Raw genomic sequence first — 16844 nt, forward strand, 5'->3', positions numbered from 1 at the left:
TTCGTGCCTTCACGCGTTGCCTCCCGCACGGGCGGCGGCGGAGGCGTTGTCCTGGGCGGCGCGGTTCGGCTGCCCGGCGCCCTCGGCGGCCGCCTCCAGCGACTTGCGGACGCCGTCGAGCAGCTCCTGCCAACTCGCCTCGAACTTCTCCACGCCCTCACGCTCGAGGGTGTCGATCACGTCGTCGAAGTCGATGCCGGCCGAGGCGAGCCCGGCGAAGACCTGCCGGGCCTCGTCGTAGGCGCCGGTGACGGTGTCGCCGCGGATCTCGCCGTGGTCGGCGACGGCGTGGATGACCGGCTCCGGCATGGTGTTGACGGTGCCGGGTGCGACCAGTTCCTCGACGTAGATCACGTCCCGGTAGTCCGGGTTCTTGGTCGAGGTGGAGGCCCAGAGCGGCCGCTGCGGGTGGGCACCCGCGTCGGCCAGGGCCTGCCAGCGGGCCGAGGAGAACACTTCGGCGTACCGCTCGTACGCGAGTTGGGCGTTGGCGACCGCGGCCTTGCCCCGCAGCCCCTTGGCCTCGGCCGAACCGGCCTTCTCCAGCCGCTTGTCCACCTCGGTGTCGACCCGGGAGACGAAGAACGACGCCACCGAAGCGATCTTCGTCAGGTCGTGTCCGTTCGCCTTCGCCTGCTCCAGGCCGGCGAGGAACGCCTCCATCACCTGCGAGTAGCGCTCCAGACCGAAGATCAGCGTGACGTTGACGCTGATCCCCTCGGCCAGGGTCGCGGTGATCGCCGGCAGTCCGGCCTCGGTCGCCGGGATCTTGATGAACAGGTTCGGCCGGTCGACCAGCCACCAGAGCGCCTTGGCCTCGGCGACGGTCTTGTCGGTCTCGTACGCCAGGCGCGGGTCCACCTCGATGGAGACCCGCCCGTCCACGCCACCGCTGGCGTCGTACGCGGGACGCATCACGTCGCAGGCCCACCGGACGTCGTACGTGGTGAGCATGCGGACCGCCTCCTCGACGGTCACGCCGCGGCTGGCGAGGTCACGCAGCTGCCAGTTGTACTCGCCGGCGTCGCTGAGCGCCTTGGCGAAGATCGTCGGGTTGGTGGTCACCCCGACCAGGTGCTTCTCCCGGCGAAGCTGGTCCAGGTTGCCGGAGCTCAGCCGTACCCGGGAAAGATCGTCGAGCCAGATCGCCACACCTGCGGCGGTCAGCTCACCCAACCGGTCCGTCATGTCGTCTCACTTCCCTCAGTTGCCTGTGGTGGAACCGGTGATGTCACCGAGCCGGGTCAGCGACGCGTGCGCGGCCGCCACGATCCGGTCGGGCGTGAATCCGAACTGCTCGAAGAGCACGCTGTGCGGCGCGGAGGCGCCGTAGTGTTCCAGGCTGACCGCCTCGCCGTGGTCGCCGATCAGGTGACGCCAGGACATCGCGATCCCGGCCTCGACGCTGACCCGGGCCTTCACGTCGCGGGGCAGCACCGACTCGCGGTACGCCGCGTCCTGCTCCTGGAACCACTCCTGGCAGGGCATCGACACGACCCGGGTCGGGGTCCCCTCCGCCTCCAGCCGGTCCCGCGCGGTGAGGCAGAGCTGCACCTCGGAGCCGGTGCCGATGAGGATCACCTGCGGTATCCCGTTCGACGCCTCGGCCAGCACGTAGCCGCCCTTGAGGGTCTGGTCGGCGCTGGCGAGTTCGGTGCGGTCCAGGGTCGGCAGCGGCTGCCGGCTCAACGCCAGCGCGGCCGGCCGGTCGGTGTGGTCCAGGGCCCCCCGCCAGGCCCACGCGGTCTCGTTGGCGTCGGCGGGCCGGATCACGTCCAGGCCGGGGATGGCCCGCAGCGCGCTGAGGTGCTCCACCGGCTGGTGCGTCGGCCCGTCCTCGCCGAGGCCGATCGAGTCGTGCGTCCAGACGTAGGTCACCGGCAGCTTCATCAGCGCGGCGAGCCGTACCGAGGGCCGCATGTAGTCGCTGAAGACCAGGAAGGTTCCGCCGTACGGCCGGGTCCCGCCGTGCAGGGCGATGCCGTTGAGGATCGCGCCCATGGCGTGTTCGCGGATTCCGAAGTGCAGGGTGCGGCCGTACTCGTGGCCGGGGAACGCCTTGGTGGCGTACTCGGCGGGGATGAAGGACGGCTCGCCCTCCATGGTGGTGTTGTTGCTCTCGGCCAGGTCGGCCGAGCCGCCCCAGAGTTCGGGCAGCACCGGGGCGAGGGCCTGGAGAACCTTGCCGGAGGCGGCCCGGGTGGCGATCCCCTTGGCGTCCGCCGGCCAGCTCGGCAGCGCGTCGGCCCAGCCCGCCGGCAGCGTACGGGTGGCGAGCCGGTCGTGCAGCGCCTTGCCCTCCGGGTTGGCCTGCGCCCAGGACTGGTACGCGGTCTCCCACTCGGTGTGCGCCGCCCGGCCCCGCTCCAGCACCTGGCGGGCGTGCGTGAGCACCTCGTCGTCGACCTGGAAGTGCTCGGCCGGGTTGAAGCCGAGCAGCTTCTTGGTGGCGGCCACCTCGTCCGCGCCGAGCGCCGAGCCGTGGATCTTGCCGGTGTTCTGCTTGGTCGGGGCGGGCCAGCCGATGATGGTGCGCAGTGCGATGAACGAGGGGCGGCCGGTCTCCGCCTTGGCGGCCAGCAGCGCGTCGTAGAGCGCCTCGACGTCCTCGTGGTAGTGGCCCTCGTCGGCGTCACCGGCACGCCAGTCGACGGTCTGCACGTGCCAGCCGTACGCGGCGTACCGGGCGGCGACGTCCTCGCTCTTGGCGATCCGGGTGTCGTCCTCGATCGAGATCTCGTTGTCGTCGTAGATCAGGGTGAGGTTGCCGAGCTGCTGGTGCCCGGCGAGCGAACTCGCCTCGTGGCTGATCCCCTCCTCGATGTCGCCGTCCGAGACGATGCACCAGATGTGGTGGTCGAAGGGGGAGGTGCCGGGGGCCGAGTCGGGGTCGAGCAGGCCGCGCTCGCGGCGGGCCGCCATCGCCATCCCGACCGCGTTGCCCAGGCCCTGACCGAGCGGGCCGGTGGTGGTCTCGACACCCCGGGTGTGGCCGTGCTCGGGGTGGCCCGGGGTCAGCGAACCCCACTGGCGCAACGACTGGAGGTCGCCCAGTCCGAGTCCGTAGCCGCTCAGGTAGAGCTGGATGTAGAGGGTGAGGCTGCTGTGTCCGGCGGACAGTACGAAGCGGTCGCGTCCGGTCCAGTCCGGGTCGGTCGGGTCGTGGCGCATGACCCGGTTGAACAGGAGATAGGCGGCGGGCGCGAGACTCATCGCGGTTCCCGGATGGCCGTTGCCGGACTTCTCTACGGCGTCCATGGCCAGCACGCGGACGGTGTCGACGGCGCGCTGGTCAAGGTCGGACCAGGTCAGCGGAGTTTTCGCGGGTCGATTGTCAGCCACGATCGTGTGTGCTCCTCGGCAGATGGGCGGAACCCTCACTGATGACCCTAGCGACCACTTCCGAAACCCAAGCCCCGGATCACGGCACGAGTGAGCGGCTTCGCCACAGATGTGATCGTCCGCACCGAACAAGGGTCGCCCGGGCAGCGCAAACGGCGACGCGTAGGCTGTCGGTCGGTATGCCGGCCCGGTGTGGTCGGCCGCCTGGCCGATGTTCCACACCGCTCTCCCCTGCGCATACGCCGGAAGGTGGCAATCCGTGAGCATGATCACCGAGCGCCCCGCGACCGGTCCCGCCGATGTGGTGGCCGACCGGGAGGCGCCCCGGCGAGGTGCCGTCACCGCCCGGATCCGGGCGTACGTCGCGCTGACCAAACCGCGGATCGTGGAACTGCTGCTGATTTCCACGGTGCCCACGATGATGCTGGCCGCCGACGGGATCCCGTCGCTGTGGCTGGTGTTGGTGGTGCTGGTCGGCGGTTCGTTGGCGGCCGGTGCGGCGAACGCGCTGAACTGCTACATCGACCGGGACATCGACCAGGTGATGAAGCGGACCAAGCGGCGTCCGCTGCCGACGCACACCGTGGCGCCGCGCAACGCGCTGATCTTCGGTCTGGTGCTCGCCGTGCTGTCGGTCGCCCTGATGGCGGTCTTCACCAACTGGCTCGCCACCGGCCTGACCCTGGGCGCGATCCTCTACTACGACCTGGTCTACACGCTCTGGCTCAAGCGGACCACCTGGCAGAACACCTTCTGGGGCGGCGTCTGCGGTTCGGCGCCGGTGCTGATCGGCTGGGCCGCGGTGACCGGGTCGTTGGCGCCGCGCGCCTGGGGCCTCTTCGCGGTGGTGTTCTTCTGGCAGCTGCCGCACTTCTACGCGCTGGCGATCAAGTTCAAGGACGACTACGCGCGGGCCGGGATCCCGATGCTGCCGGTGGTGGCGTCGGTGCGCCGGGTCAACCTGGAGATCGTGGTCTACACCTGGCTGACGGTGGCGGCCTCGGTGCTGGTCTGGCCGCTGGGCATGGGCCCGGTGTACGGCGTGGTCGCGCTGGTGGCCGGCGGGATGTTCATCGCCGAGGCGCACCGGCTGCACCAGCGGGCTGTCCGGGGTGAGCCGCTGAAGCCGATGCGGTTGTTCCACTGGTCGATCACGTACCTGACGATCGTGTTCGCCGCAGTCGCGGTGGACGCGCTGCTCTAGCGCCAATCGTCCCGGTTCGTGCCCGAACGTCCTGTTTGCTGGGATTCAAAGGTGAATCGACCGATTGTTTTGCCGGGTTATAGCCCGAAAAATCGCCCGAACACACCCTGTTGATGCTTGAAACCTCGTCGTAATTGGCATCACAAAATATTGGTAGGTGCCCCGCACGGCGTGCCAGGTCTGCTTAGGCTTCGCGTTATGGCAGATGGTTCCGATACGACGCCGACGGGGGATCAGACCGTCGCTGGTCAGACCCACAACGGTCTGGTGGCCGGCATCAAGGCATTCGCCGCCGGCCACGGCGGCGCGAAGGCGGTCATCGAGTACGTCGGCAAGCGGGGGGCCCGCATCGTCCTGGTGGGGGAGGACGGCGTGTGGGCGGACCAGTTCGCCGACGGCACCGACGTCGCGCGGCAGGCCTGCATCACAGCGGGGGTTGCGGTGGAGAACGAATGGGAGCGGGAACTGATGGATCAGATGCGGCCGAGTAACGATCTCTGGCGGTCGATGGCTCGTCGCACCCTGGCTCGTTGATAAATTTGTCCGACAACCACGCGACCCGGGGTCTTCCCCGGGTCGCTCTCATTACCTGTAAGGAACTGCCGGAACTCGATCCGGACGACCGGCTGTTGGCGGCGGCGCTCGCCGAGCGGGGGGTGACCGCCGAGCCGAGGGTCTGGGACGACCCGGCGGTGGACTGGACCGACTATCCGCTCGCGGTGCTCCGCTCGCCCTGGGACTACCCGACCCGGCACACCGAGTTCGTCGCCTGGGCCGGCACCGTGCCCGGCCTGGCCAACCCGGCCGACCTCGTCCGGTGGAACACCGACAAGCGCTACCTGCGGGAACTCGCCGCCGCAGGGGTTCCGACCGTGCCGACGGAGTGGATCGCCCCGGACACCGGTTGGAACCCGGCCGCGACCGGCGAGTACGTGATCAAGCCCGCCGTGGGTGCCGGCAGTCTCGACGCCGGCCGGTACGACCTGGCGGACCCGGAGCACCGTGGGCTCGCCGTCGCGCACGTCGAGCGGCTGCGGGCGGCACACCGGCACACCATGGTGCAGCCGTACCTGGACGCGGTGGACACCGCGGGCGAGACCTCGCTGCTCTTCTTCGCCGGCCCGGACGGCCCCGCCTTCAGTCACGCGATCCGCAAGGGGCCGATGCTGGAGGGGCCGGACCACGGCGTCGAAGGGTTGTTCCGACCGGAGCAGATCACCCCGCGCGTCCCCTCCGAGGCCGAGTTGGCGGTCGCGGAACAGGTACTGGCCGCGCTGCCCGGCGGTCCGCGGCGGCCGCTCTACGCGCGGGTGGACCTCATTCCGGGCCCGGACGGGGCACCGGTGCTGGTCGAGGTGGAGTTGACCGAGCCGTCGCTCTTCCTGGCCCACGAGCCCGGTGCCGCCGGCCGGCTCGCGGACGCCGTGCTGGCCCGCCTCGGCTGAGCCGTCAGCGACTGCGCTGTCAGGAAGGGCCCCTTCTACAACCGAAAACGATAGGAAGGGGCCCTTCCTTACACCGCTTCGAGGGAGCGGGTGGGCACGGCGGGGGCGGTCGGTGCCGCCAGGGGCTGACGCTCCCGGGTCGACCAGAGCACCGCCAGCGCGGCCAGCCAGACCAGGCAGGAGCCGACCATGTGGGCGCCGACCAGCGCCACCGGCAGCCCGGTGAAGTACTGGACGAAGCCGATCAGACCCTGGCCCAGCTCGGCGAGGAGCAGCAGTCCGGCGGCCCGGACCGCGCCGGCCGGGGCGGCCACCGCGCGCAGGGCGAGCCAGAGCGCGATCGAGAGGCCGAGCAGCAGGAAGACCGTGTCGGCGTGCACCTGGGAGATCGACTCGGGGTCGAGACCGTTGCGGGCCGCCCCGGAGTCGCCGGAGTGCGGGCCGCTGCCGGTCACCCAGGTACCGACCACCAGGACGACCCCGGCGACGACCACGGTGAGCCAGGCGAGCGTACGCAGCGGGCCGGGCACGGTCGGCCGGGTCGGACCGTCCGGTTCGCGGGTGGCCTGCCAGAAGGCGTACGCGAAGGCGATCACCGCCATCGAGGCGAGGAAGTGCAGCCCGACCACCCACGGGTTGAGGTTGGTGAGCACGGTGATCCCACCGACGATCGCCTGCGCCGGGATGCCGAACGCGGCGGCGACGGCGAGCCAGACCAGGGACCGGCGGCGGGGGCGCTGCCGCCAGGCGGCGACCACCGCGGCGATCACGATCGCGGCGAGGACGAAGGTGAGCAGGCGGTTGCCGAATTCGATCACCCCGTGCAGGCCCATCTCCGGGGTGGTGGTGTACGACTCGTCGGTGCACCGCGGCCAGGTGGGGCAGCCGAGGCCGGATTTGGTCAGCCGGACGGCTCCGCCGGTGCCGACGATGAGTACGTTCCCCACCACCGAGGCCAGGGCCAGTCGAGTTAGGGTGGGTTTGCCGGTAAATTCGCCAAATCGGCTCACGACGGTCATCGTACGTGCAAATGTGATCATGGCGGACGCCGCGTCTGCCCTCCGGTGGCCCGGATCACCGGAGTCCCGGTTTGCGGATCTTGGCGGAAATACGTAACGTTGGCGTAGTGAAAAACCTGGCGGCGTACTCCGAACGGAGGCGGGTGACCGAGACGGTCACCGGCCACGTCGGCGCGACCGTCGGGACCACCGCCGGCCAGGACGGTCGGACCACCCGCGACCGGGTGACCCAGCTGCTGCTCGAGCACGGCGCGGCCACCGCCGCCCAGCTCGGCGCGGAACTCGGGCTCAGCCCGGCGGCGATCCGCCGGCACCTCGACGCGATGCTCGCCGACGGCGACGTGATCGCCCGCGAGCAGGTCGTCCACGGCCAGCGTGGTCGGGGACGCCCCGCCAAGGTCTTCCGGCTCACCGAGTCCGGACGGCGGCGCTGCGGCACCCACACCTACGACGGGATGGCCACCGCCGCGTTGCGCTGGATCGCGGGACACTTCGGCCCGGACGCGGTCGGCGCGTTCGCCGCCGAGCAGGTCGCCGCCCTGGAGGCCCGCTGCCGGGCCGCCATGGAGGGCGCCGGCGACGATCCGCTGGCCAGGGCCGAGGCACTTGCCGGGGCGCTGACCGAGGAAGGTTACGCTGCCAACGCGTCCACGATCGCCTCCGGCGGGCAGCTGTGCCAGCACCACTGCCCGGTGGCCCACGTGGCCGCGGAGTTTCCCCAGCTGTGCGAGGCCGAGACGGCGGTCATCTCCCGCCTGGTCGGTACCCACGTGCAGCGCCTGGCCACCATCGCCCACGGTGACGGGGTGTGTACGACGCACATTCCGGCCCAGCCGAAACCTTCCGTCAGCAGTGTGAGGACTGATAATGACTGAGCAGATCGTCCAGCCCATGACGCAGGAGGAGCAGCTCGCCGCCCTGGGCCGTTACGAGTACGGCTGGGCCGACTCCGACACGGCCGGCGCGACCGCGCAGCGCGGCCTCAACGAGGCGGTGGTGCGGGACATCTCCGCCAAGAAGAACGAGCCCGCCTGGATGCTCGACCTGCGGCTCAAGGGACTGCGGCTCTTCGGGCGCAAGCCGATGCCGTCCTGGGGTGCCGACCTCAGCGGGATCGACTTCGACAACATCAAGTACTTCGTCCGCTCGACCGAGAAGCAGGCCGCGAGCTGGGACGACCTCCCCGAGGACATCAAGAACACCTACGACAAGCTGGGCATCCCGGAGGCCGAGAAGCAGCGGCTGGTCGCCGGTGTCGCCGCCCAGTACGAGTCTGAGGTGGTCTACCACAAGATCCGCGAGGACCTCGAGGAGCAGGGTGTCCTCTTCCTGGACACCGACACCGCGCTCAAGGAGCACGAGGACATCTTCAAGGAGTACTTCGGCACGGTGATCCCGGTCGGCGACAACAAGTTCGCCGCGCTGAACACCTCAGTCTGGTCCGGTGGCTCGTTCATCTACGTGCCGAAGGGCGTGCACGTGGAGATTCCGCTCCAGGCCTACTTCCGGATCAACACCGAGAACATGGGCCAGTTCGAGCGGACGCTGATCATCGTCGACGAGGGCGCGTACGTGCACTACGTCGAGGGCTGCACCGCCCCGATCTACTCCTCCGACTCGCTGCACAGCGCGGTCGTCGAGATCATCGTCAAGAAGAACGCGCGCTGCCGCTACACGACCATCCAGAACTGGTCGAACAACGTCTACAACCTGGTCACCAAGCGGGCGGTCTGCCACGAGGGCGCGACCATGGAGTGGATCGACGGCAACATCGGCTCCAAGGTGACCATGAAGTACCCGGCCGTCTACATGATGGGCGAGCACGCCAAGGGTGAGGTGCTCTCGGTCGCGATGGCCGGCGAGGGCCAGCACCAGGACGCCGGCGCCAAGATGGTCCACCTGGCCCCGCACACCTCCAGCACGATCGTGAGCAAGTCGATCGCCCGGGGCGGCGGCCGGACCTCGTACCGGGGCCTGATCCAGGTGATGGAGGGCTCGCACCACAGCCGGAGCACCGTCAAGTGCGACGCCCTGCTGGTCGACACCATCTCCCGGTCCGACACCTACCCGTACGTCGACATCCGTGAGGACGACGTGTCGATGGGGCACGAGGCGACCGTCTCCAAGGTCAGCGAGGACCAGCTCTTCTACCTGATGAGCCGGGGCCTGAGCGAGGACGAGGCGATGGCGATGATCGTGCGTGGCTTCATCGAGCCGATCGCCAAGGAACTCCCGATGGAGTACGCGCTGGAACTCAACCGGCTGATCGAGCTGCAGATGGAGGGCGCGGTCGGCTGACGCCGGCCCCGCACCCGGCCGGCTCCGCCGCCGGCGAATCCGCCCCGGACCTCGCGAGACAGACCAAGGAAGAGATGACTACCGAAGCATTCGCGCCCGCCACGCCGGCCGCGCCGGTGACCACCAAGGCGCAGACGCTCCGCTCCTACGACGTCCGTGACTACCCGGCGCTGACCGGGCGGGAGGAGGAGTGGCGGTTCACCCCGCTGAAGCGGCTGCGCGGCCTGGCCGCCGCCACCTCGGAGGACGTCCGCGAGGGCGGTCCGCGGGGCCTGGTCGTCGAGCACGGCGACCTGCCGGCCGGATTGTCCGTGCGGGTCACCGCGGCGGCCGAGGCCGAGCGGGTGCTGACCCCGTTCGACCGGATCAGCGCGCTGGCCTACGGTGCCGCCGACCGGGTGAACCTGGTCGAGGTGGCGCCGGAGGCGGTGGTGACCGAGCCGGTCGTGGTACGGCTGATCGGCAACTTCCCCGAGGAGCTGTCCTTCGCCCGTACCCAGCTGCGGGTGGGCCGGTTCGCCGAGGCGTCCCTGATCCTCTGGCAGGAGGGTTCGCCGACGCTGGCCGACAACCTCGAGGTGGTCGTCGCCGAGGGTGCCAAGCTCACCCTGGTCACGGTCGCCGACTGGGCGTCGGACGCGGTGCAGGCGCAGCACCTGAAGCTCCGGCTGGGCCGGGACGCCAAGGTGAGCCACGTGCAGGTCACCCTCGGCGGGGACCTGGTCCGGCAGTACACCAGCGTGGAGTACACCGGCCGGGGCGGTGAGGCCGAGCTGTACGGCCTCTACTTCGCCGACGCCGGGCAGCACCTGGAGCACCGGCAGTTGGTCGACCACAGCGTGCCGGACTGCCGCAGCTACGTCGGCTACCGGGGCGCGTTGCAGGGCGCCAGCGCGCACACCGTCTGGGTCGGTGACGTGCTGATCCGGGCCGAGGCGACCGGCACCGACACGTACGAGATCAACCGGAACCTGGTCCTCACCGACGGCGCCCGCGCCGACTCGGTGCCGAACCTGGAGATCGAGACCGGCGAGGTGGCCGGCGCCGGACACGCCAGCGCCACCGGACGCTTCGACGACGAGCAGCTCTTCTACCTGATGGCCCGGGGCATCCCGGAGGACGAGGCACGCAAGCTGGTGGTCCGGGGCTTCTTCGCCGAGCTGCTCAACAAGATCCCGGTCGAGGAGCTGCGGGACCGGCTCGGCGACCAGATCGAGGCCCGGCTCCGCAAGGCGGGCTCCTGATGATCAGGATCTGCTCCACCGAGGACATCCCGAAGGGCTCCGTGATCTCCGCGGAGGTCGAGGGGACCGAGGTCGCGGTGGTGCACGCCGAGGACGGCAACTTCTACGCCGTCCGGGACGAGTGCTCGCACGCCGCGGTCGCGCTCTCCGAGGGCGAGGTCGACGGCTGCACGCTGGAGTGCTGGCTGCACGGGTCCCGCTTCGACCTGCGTACCGGTGAACCCAGCGGGCTGCCCGCGACCCAACCCGTACCCGTCTACCCCGTCGAGATCCGCGACGGTGACATCTTCCTGAGTCTCACGCCGAGTAATGGAGTTACCGCACCATGAGCGTTCTGGAGATCCGTGACCTGCAGGTGTCGGTCAAGCTGCCCGAGGGCGAGCTCAAGCCGATCCTGGCCGGGGTCGACCTCACCGTGCGGGCGGGGGAGACCCACGCGATCATGGGACCCAACGGGTCGGGCAAGTCGACCCTGGCGTACTCGATCGCCGGCCACCCGAAGTACGAGATCACCGGCGGCTCGGTGACCCTGGACGGCGTCGACGTGCTCTCCATGGCCGTCGACGAGCGGGCCCGGGCCGGCCTCTTCCTCGCCATGCAGTACCCGGTCGAGGTCCCCGGTGTGTCGGTGGCCAACTTCCTGCGTACCGCCAAGACCGCCGTGGACGGCGAGGCGCCGAAGCTGCGTACCTGGGCCGGCGAGCTGCGCGGCGCGATGGAGCGGCTGCAGATGGACCCGGCGTTCGCCCAGCGCAACGTCAACGAGGGCTTCTCCGGAGGTGAGAAGAAGCGGCACGAGATCGTCCAGCTTGAGCTGCTCAAGCCGAAGGTGGCGATCCTCGACGAGACCGACTCCGGCCTCGACATCGACGCGCTGCGGGTGGTCAGCGAGGGGGTCAACCGGGTCCGCGAGACCGGACGTACCGGCCTGCTGCTGATCACCCACTACACCCGGATCCTGCGCTACATCAGGCCCGACTTCGTGCACGTCTTCGTCGGCGGGCGGATCGTCGAGCAGGGCGGTCCGGAGCTGGCCGAGAAGCTCGAGGCCGAGGGCTACGAGCGGTACGTCGCCGGCGCCGGTTCGGCCCGGGCCTGAGCACGGGACGGTTGAGGAGAAGGGCGCTGTCGAGATGACCACGATCGCGATCCCACCCGGGATGCCCCAGTACGACGACGTGCCGCGGTACGACGTGGATGCGGTGCGCGCGGACTTCCCGATCCTGGGACGTGAGGTCAACGGCCACCCGATGGTCTACCTCGACAGCGCGAACACCTCGCAGAAGCCGCGCCAGGTGCTCGATGCGCTGCGTGCGCACTACGAGCGGCACAACGGCAACGTCTCGCGGTCGGTGCACACCGTCGGCACCGAGGCGACCGAGGCGTACGAGGCGGCCCGGGCGAAGGTCGCGGCGTTCATCAACGCGCCGAGTCCGGCCGAGGTGGTCTTCACCAAGAACTCCACCGAGGCGATCAACCTGGTCGCGTACGCCTTCTCGAACAGCTCGCTCGGCGGCGCCGCCGTCGACCCGAGGTTCCGGCTCGGCCCCGGCGACGAGATCGTGATCTCCGAGATGGAGCACCACTCGAACATCGTGCCGTGGCAGCTGCTCTGCGAGCGGACCGGCGCCACGCTGCGCTGGTTCGGCCTCACCGAACAGGGCCGACTCGACGAGTCGAACCTGGAGGAACTGGTCAACGAACGGACCAAGCTGGTCTCGTTCGTGCACATGTCGAACATCCTCGGCACGGTCAACGCCACCGCGCGGATCACCGAACGGGTCCGCCAGGTCGGCGCGCTGCTGATGCTGGACTGCTCGCAGTCGGTCCCGCACCTGCCGATCGACGTGGTCGACCTGGACGCGGACTTCATCGCGTTCACCGGGCACAAGATGTGTGCGCCGACCGGGATCGGGGTGCTCTGGGGGCGTACCGAACTGCTGGCCGCGATGCCGCCGGTCTTCGGGGGCGGTTCGATGATCGAGACGGTGGCGATGAGCGGCTCGACGTACGCTCCGCCACCGGCCCGGTTCGAGGCCGGCACCCCGCCGATCGCCGAGGCGGTCGCCCTGGGTGCGGCGGTGGACTACCTCTCCGGAATCGGCATGCGGGCCATCCAGTGGCACGAGAAGGAACTGACCGCGTACGCCCTGGACGCCCTGGAGACCGTGCCGGGCCTGCGGATCTTCGGTCCCCGGGTGCCGGTGGGCCGGGGTGGCACGATCTCGTTCGCGCTGGACGGCATCCACCCGCACGACGTCGGGCAGATTCTCGACGCGCAGGGCGTCGAGGTGCGGGTCGGTCATCACTGTGCGCGACCGGTCTGTGTCCGGTTCGGCGTACCGGCGACCACCCGCGCGTCGTTCTACCTGTACACCACGACCGGTGAGGTCGACGCTCTGGTGCGCGGGCTGGAACAGGTACGGAAGGTGTTCGGGTGATGCAGGTCGACCAGTTGTACCAGGAGATCATCCTGGACCACTACAAGCACCCGCACGGTCGGGGACTGCGGGAGCCGTACGCCGCCGAGGCGCACCACGTCAACCCGACCTGTGGGGACGAGGTGACGATCCGGGTCACGCTCGACGGTGACGTGCTGCGGGACGTGTCGTACGACGGCATGGGCTGTTCGATCAGCCAGGCCTCGGCGAGCGTGCTGCACGAACTGCTCACCGGTCGGGAAACCGGTCAGATCTCGACGGTGCATGCCGCGTTCGTCGAGTTGATGTCGGGTCGGGGCCAGGTGGACCCGGACGAGGCGGTGCTGGGCGACGCGGTGGCGTTCGCCGGCGTCGCCCGTTACCCGGCCCGGGTGAAGTGTGCCCTGCTGCCCTGGATGGCGTTCAAGGACGCCGCGGCCCGGGCCGGGGTGGTTGTCGAGACCAGCGGTGCCGATGGGAACGAACGGAGCGAGGTGAAGACCGCGTGACTGATCAGCAGGAGATGACGCAGGAGATGGCGACCGAGTCGACCGCGTCCACGGATGCGACGGGCCAGGCGGGGGCGACCGGTTCGGTCGGCAAGGCGGCGATCGCTGACATCGAGGAGGCGATGAAGGACGTCGTCGACCCCGAACTCGGCATCAACGTGGTCGACCTGGGGCTCGTCTACGGGGTCCACGTCGACGACGAGAACGTCGCGACGCTGGACATGACGCTCACCTCGGCGGCCTGCCCGCTGACCGACGTGATCGAGGACCAGGCGCGGGCAGCCCTGACCACCGGTCCCGGTGGCGGGCTCGTCTCCGACATCCGGATCAACTGGGTGTGGTTGCCGCCGTGGGGCCCGGACAAGATCACCGATGAGGGCCGCGACCAGCTCCGCGCCCTCGGTTTCAACGTCTGAGGCGTGAGGAAGGGCCCCCTCCTATCGTTTTCTGTATAGGAAGGGGCCCTTCCTCACGCCCGGGCCGGGCGGGTCACCGACCGGACGGGAACGACACCACCTGCTGGTAGGTGGGCCGGTTCTGCCAGGCGATCAGTCGGTGCCGGACACCACCGAGCGGAGACTGCACGATCGCGTCGGCACACCACTGGTCGCCGGCCGCGCAGTGCTCGTCACCCGGATACACCTGGGCGGCGGGCTGGTCGGCGGCCGTACGCAGCGTCTCCAGCAGCATCTGCCGGCAGGCCGCCAGGTCGCCGTTTCCGCAGTACGTCCGACCGGACCCGCCGGCCACCGGATCACCGAGTACCGCCCGCAGGTCGGCGTCGACGTAGCCCCACCAGCCGTGCTGGAACGAGGAGCCCTTGTGGGTCTGCGCCGACGCGGCCGAGCCCGGCAGGTCGGAGGTGTCGCCCTGCTGGTGGCCGGAGGGTGACTCGTTGATCTGGAGGGTGTTCACCAGCGCCTGGTACAGCTCGGGGCCGAGCGGCGCGGCGAACTGGCCGCGTACCAGCAGCGGCCACCAGGCGTCGAAGACCCGGATCGCCTCCGCGTGCCGGTAGGTCCGCGAGCCCCGGGAGGTCTCGACCCGCAACGCACCCGCCGCCCGCCAGGCCCGCAACGTGCCGATCACGTCGGCCAGCCGGGCGTCGGTGACCGGCTGGCTCTCCAGCACCCGGATCAGCTCGTCCAGCACCTCGACCCCGCGCAGGTCGGTCAACCCGGCCTGCTGCACCAGGGCGGTGAGCGAGGCCCGGTCGAACTTCCGGCCGGCGGCCAACGCCGCCCGGATCGGCCGGTCCAGCAGGTCACCCCGGTGTACCGCGCCGAAGCTGAAGTTGCCGTCGGCGGCGCCGAAGTCGGCGGCCTGCTTGTTGTTCCAACTGATGTAGTAGTCCTGGTCGACCGAGTTCGGGTGCGCCTCGACCGGAAGCCGGTCGGCGGTGTTCGTCACCGGATCAAAACCCTGCCACTCGTACGCCGGGTCGGCCCGCATCGGCAGGTTGGGATTCGATCCCGGGGCGCGCAGCGGATTGAGCCCGGAGTTGAAGTACGCCGACTGGGTGGAGTTGACGTAGAACCAGTTGAACGCGTAGCCGATCTCGGACGCGGCGGTGCGGAAGGCGTCGGCGTCGCCCATCACCGCCGGGTCGTTGAACATCTGGAAGCCGATCGCCGAGTCGGCCTCGTGCCGGTACGTCGACCGGAGCCGGGTGAACGCGTGCGGCTGCCCCGCCACCATGCCACGCCACGCCACCAGCCCGAGCTCGGTGCGCCAGGCGACCAGCCGGTACGACCCGGCGGGTGTGCTGTCCGCGAGGGTCGGCTGCCACGAGTTGACGTGCGACAGTTCGTCCATCGCCCGGCACTCGCCCCGGTAGCGGTAGTGGTTGCTGGCCAGGGTCGGGGTGCTGCCGTCCACGGTGCACAGCGGCAACGCGTACGTGTCGGTGATGTCCTGGGTCGCCGAGGTGGCGCTCCAGGCGTAGTCCTGGCCCCGGCCGAGCAGCACGTAGAGGTTGATGCCGGCGAACGCGGCCCCCCGGGCGCTGATCCCCGGTCCCTGCAGCTCCTGCACCATCAGCAGTTGGGGGGCGAAGTAGCCGGTCTGCGGTCCGAACACCGCGATCGGGTGACCGGTGGCGGAGTGCGGTGCGGAGATGACCGCGGCGTTCGACATGCCGCGCTGGGTGGACCCGATGGTCAGGCCGGAGAGCGCGGCGGCGAGGTCGGCGCCCCGGGTGGGGGTGTTGTCGCCGGCCGAGCCGGTCGGGTCGGTGGCGACCGGTTCGGCCCGTACCGAGCCGGCGTCTGGGAGCACCACGCTGGGCGCGTCCGGGTCGGCGGCACCGTAGGGGAAACTCTGCCCGTCGTGCAGGGTGAGCACCGTCTCCGGGTTGTTCTGGGCCCGGAACGCCGTCCACACCCGGTCCCCCTCGACCGGTCCGTACCGGGCCCGGGCGGCGAGCCGGACCAGTGCGGACTGCATCTCGTTGCCACCGCCGCCGCCGAACAGCCCGCCGACCACGCCGGCGATCGCGATCAGGTCGGTCATCTGGAACGGCTCGGGATCGCCCGCGTTGGTGATCGCGTCGAGGTGGCCGGTGAGCACGTACTCGCCCGGGCAGTTCCGCCGACTCATGCAGTGCCGGATGTACGCGTTGATGCCGTCGATGTACTCGCGTACGTCCGCGTGCAGTTGCTCGCCCCGCGGCCCCCGGGTACGCAGTGCGTCGACCTGGGACTGCAGGTCCGCCTCCCGGTACGGGGAGTTTCGCCAGACGCTCTGTTCGAGGGCCCGGTTGCCGGGCGCCCCGCCGGCGAACGGGGTGAGGGTGCCCCGCCCCACGTGTCGCAGCAGGTCCATGGTGAAGAGGCGGTCCTCGGCTCCGACGTAGCCGGCGCCGAACATGGTGCCGCCCCGGGTGCTTCCGGTGACGTGCGGAATCCCGGTGGCCCGGTCGCGGACCACGGTGACGTCGGAGCGGGGTGAGTAGCTGCGTTCGACCTGGCCGGCGGGGACTCCGAAGGAGGCGTTGGTGAAGAAGGTGCCGATCTGGTCCTCGCGTAGTCCGGCGTAGCCGTAGACCAGGTCGGCGTACCTGCCGAGTTGGTCGGCGGAGTGCGGGGGGAGCAGGCCGAGGGTCTGGTTGGCCAGGATGTCGACGAGCGTGGCGTTGCCGTTCTGTCCGGGCGGCAGGATGTCGGCGCACGACCCGAGGCAGTGGTCGACGACGGTCGGGGCGACGAGGGCCGGAGCGACGGCGGGTCCGGTGACCGGGGCGGCGGGTACCGGCGCGGCCGGGGCGGCGGTGGGGCCGGTCAGGGCGACGCTGGCGGTGGTCAGCACAACAACCGCGACGGCGGTGAGCCGTCGGGGTGCGGCAGTTCGGGACATTCGGGGTGG

15 protein-coding genes are annotated in these 16844 nt (G+C 70.2%); 11 read left to right on the forward strand and 4 right to left on the reverse strand.

All coding sequences use genetic code 11. The annotated features are described in order from the left end of the window. Positions 1–9 precede the first annotated feature (9 nt). Positions 10–1188 (reverse strand): transaldolase, encoded by a 1179-nt coding sequence (tal, locus tag V1633_RS00080; RefSeq protein ID WP_331212003.1) that lies wholly within the window; start codon positions 1186–1188, stop codon positions 10–12. A 15-nt stretch (positions 1189–1203) separates the two neighbouring features. Then, the gene (tkt, locus tag V1633_RS00085) at positions 1204–3342 is read right to left on the reverse strand and encodes a transketolase (protein WP_331212004.1); all 2139 of its coding nucleotides are present in this window, start codon (positions 3340–3342) and stop codon (positions 1204–1206) included. Positions 3343–3601: 259 nt separating this feature from the next. On the opposite strand from tkt, the gene V1633_RS00090 reads away from it, so the two are divergent. The 3 genes from V1633_RS00090 (at position 3602) to V1633_RS00100 (ending at position 5991) form a co-directional block, all read left to right on the forward strand. Then, a complete protein-coding gene (locus V1633_RS00090) occupies positions 3602–4546 on the forward strand; it encodes a heme o synthase (RefSeq protein ID WP_407951925.1) in 945 nt (314 codons plus the stop codon). A 198-nt stretch (positions 4547–4744) separates the two neighbouring features. Then, positions 4745–5080: a hypothetical protein gene (locus tag V1633_RS00095; RefSeq protein WP_331212005.1), complete on the forward strand. Its 336-nt coding sequence runs from the start codon at positions 4745–4747 to the stop codon at positions 5078–5080. Further along, a complete protein-coding gene (locus V1633_RS00100) occupies positions 5080–5991 on the forward strand; it encodes an ATP-grasp domain-containing protein (protein ID WP_407951943.1) in 912 nt (303 codons plus the stop codon). Before V1633_RS00095 ends, V1633_RS00100 begins: the two co-directional genes overlap by 1 nt. 68 nt (positions 5992–6059) lie before the next feature. Here the strand turns inward: V1633_RS00100 and V1633_RS00105 are convergent, their stop codons facing one another. Next, the gene (locus V1633_RS00105) at positions 6060–7010 is read right to left on the reverse strand and encodes a COX15/CtaA family protein (protein WP_331212006.1); all 951 of its coding nucleotides are present in this window, start codon (positions 7008–7010) and stop codon (positions 6060–6062) included. Positions 7011–7117: 107 nt separating this feature from the next. On the opposite strand from V1633_RS00105, the gene V1633_RS00110 reads away from it, so the two are divergent. From V1633_RS00110 to V1633_RS00145, 8 genes are all read left to right on the forward strand, one after another. Next, complete coding sequence (locus V1633_RS00110) at positions 7118–7885, forward strand: helix-turn-helix transcriptional regulator (RefSeq protein ID WP_407951926.1); 768 nt, start codon at positions 7118–7120, stop codon at positions 7883–7885. Continuing rightward, positions 7878–9308, forward strand: coding sequence for a Fe-S cluster assembly protein SufB (gene sufB, locus V1633_RS00115; protein WP_331212007.1), 1431 nt, complete (start codon positions 7878–7880; stop codon positions 9306–9308). Before V1633_RS00110 ends, sufB begins: the two co-directional genes overlap by 8 nt. Before the next feature lie 74 nt (positions 9309–9382). Further along, positions 9383–10552: a Fe-S cluster assembly protein SufD gene (sufD, locus tag V1633_RS00120; RefSeq protein ID WP_331212008.1), complete on the forward strand. Its 1170-nt coding sequence runs from the start codon at positions 9383–9385 to the stop codon at positions 10550–10552. Continuing rightward, a complete protein-coding gene (locus V1633_RS00125; RefSeq protein ID WP_331212009.1) occupies positions 10552–10881 on the forward strand; it encodes a non-heme iron oxygenase ferredoxin subunit in 330 nt (109 codons plus the stop codon). Before sufD ends, V1633_RS00125 begins: the two co-directional genes overlap by 1 nt. Beyond that, entirely contained in the window at positions 10878–11651 is a 774-nt protein-coding gene (gene sufC, locus V1633_RS00130) for a Fe-S cluster assembly ATPase SufC (RefSeq protein ID WP_331212010.1), read from the forward strand. The genes V1633_RS00125 and sufC overlap by 4 nt, the downstream gene beginning before the upstream one ends. A gap of 34 nt (positions 11652–11685) precedes the next feature. Further along, positions 11686–12993 carry a cysteine desulfurase gene (locus V1633_RS00135; protein ID WP_331212011.1) on the forward strand — a complete coding sequence of 436 codons (1308 nt, stop codon included), beginning with the start codon at positions 11686–11688 and terminating at the stop codon, positions 12991–12993. Then, positions 12993–13481, forward strand: coding sequence for a Fe-S cluster assembly sulfur transfer protein SufU (sufU, locus tag V1633_RS00140; protein ID WP_331212384.1), 489 nt, complete (start codon positions 12993–12995; stop codon positions 13479–13481). The genes V1633_RS00135 and sufU overlap by 1 nt, the downstream gene beginning before the upstream one ends. 14 nt (positions 13482–13495) lie before the next feature. Further along, positions 13496–13897, forward strand: coding sequence for a metal-sulfur cluster assembly factor (locus tag V1633_RS00145; RefSeq protein WP_331212385.1), 402 nt, complete (start codon positions 13496–13498; stop codon positions 13895–13897). A 73-nt stretch (positions 13898–13970) separates the two neighbouring features. Here the strand turns inward: V1633_RS00145 and V1633_RS00150 are convergent, their stop codons facing one another. Then, a complete protein-coding gene (locus tag V1633_RS00150; RefSeq protein WP_331212012.1) occupies positions 13971–16835 on the reverse strand; it encodes a penicillin acylase family protein in 2865 nt (954 codons plus the stop codon). Positions 16836–16844: the final 9 nt, after the last annotated feature.

It is taken from the genome of Plantactinospora sonchi (genome assembly GCF_036422035.1).
Classification (GTDB): Bacteria; Actinomycetota; Actinomycetes; order Mycobacteriales; family Micromonosporaceae; genus Plantactinospora; species Plantactinospora sonchi.

Bases quoted from the DNA above. Each gene is read 5' to 3' on its own strand.
- V1633_RS00105 (WP_331212006.1), bottom strand. From the start codon at position 7,010: ATGACCGTCGTGAGCCGATTTGGCGAATTTACCGGCAAACCCACCCTA.
- sufU (WP_331212384.1), top strand. From the start codon at position 12,993: ATGCAGGTCGACCAGTTGTACCAGGAGATCATCCTGGACCACTACAAG.
- V1633_RS00095 (WP_331212005.1), top strand. From the start codon at position 4,745: ATGGCAGATGGTTCCGATACGACGCCGACGGGGGATCAGACCGTCGCT.
- sufD (WP_331212008.1), top strand. From the start codon at position 9,383: ATGACTACCGAAGCATTCGCGCCCGCCACGCCGGCCGCGCCGGTGACC.
- V1633_RS00125 (WP_331212009.1), top strand. From the start codon at position 10,552: ATGATCAGGATCTGCTCCACCGAGGACATCCCGAAGGGCTCCGTGATC.
- V1633_RS00150 (WP_331212012.1), bottom strand. From the start codon at position 16,835: ATGTCCCGAACTGCCGCACCCCGACGGCTCACCGCCGTCGCGGTTGTT.
- sufC (WP_331212010.1), top strand. From the start codon at position 10,878: ATGAGCGTTCTGGAGATCCGTGACCTGCAGGTGTCGGTCAAGCTGCCC.
- sufB (WP_331212007.1), top strand. From the start codon at position 7,878: ATGACTGAGCAGATCGTCCAGCCCATGACGCAGGAGGAGCAGCTCGCC.
- tal (WP_331212003.1), bottom strand. From the start codon at position 1,188: ATGACGGACCGGTTGGGTGAGCTGACCGCCGCAGGTGTGGCGATCTGG.
- V1633_RS00145 (WP_331212385.1), top strand. From the start codon at position 13,496: ATGACGCAGGAGATGGCGACCGAGTCGACCGCGTCCACGGATGCGACG.
- V1633_RS00135 (WP_331212011.1), top strand. From the start codon at position 11,686: ATGACCACGATCGCGATCCCACCCGGGATGCCCCAGTACGACGACGTG.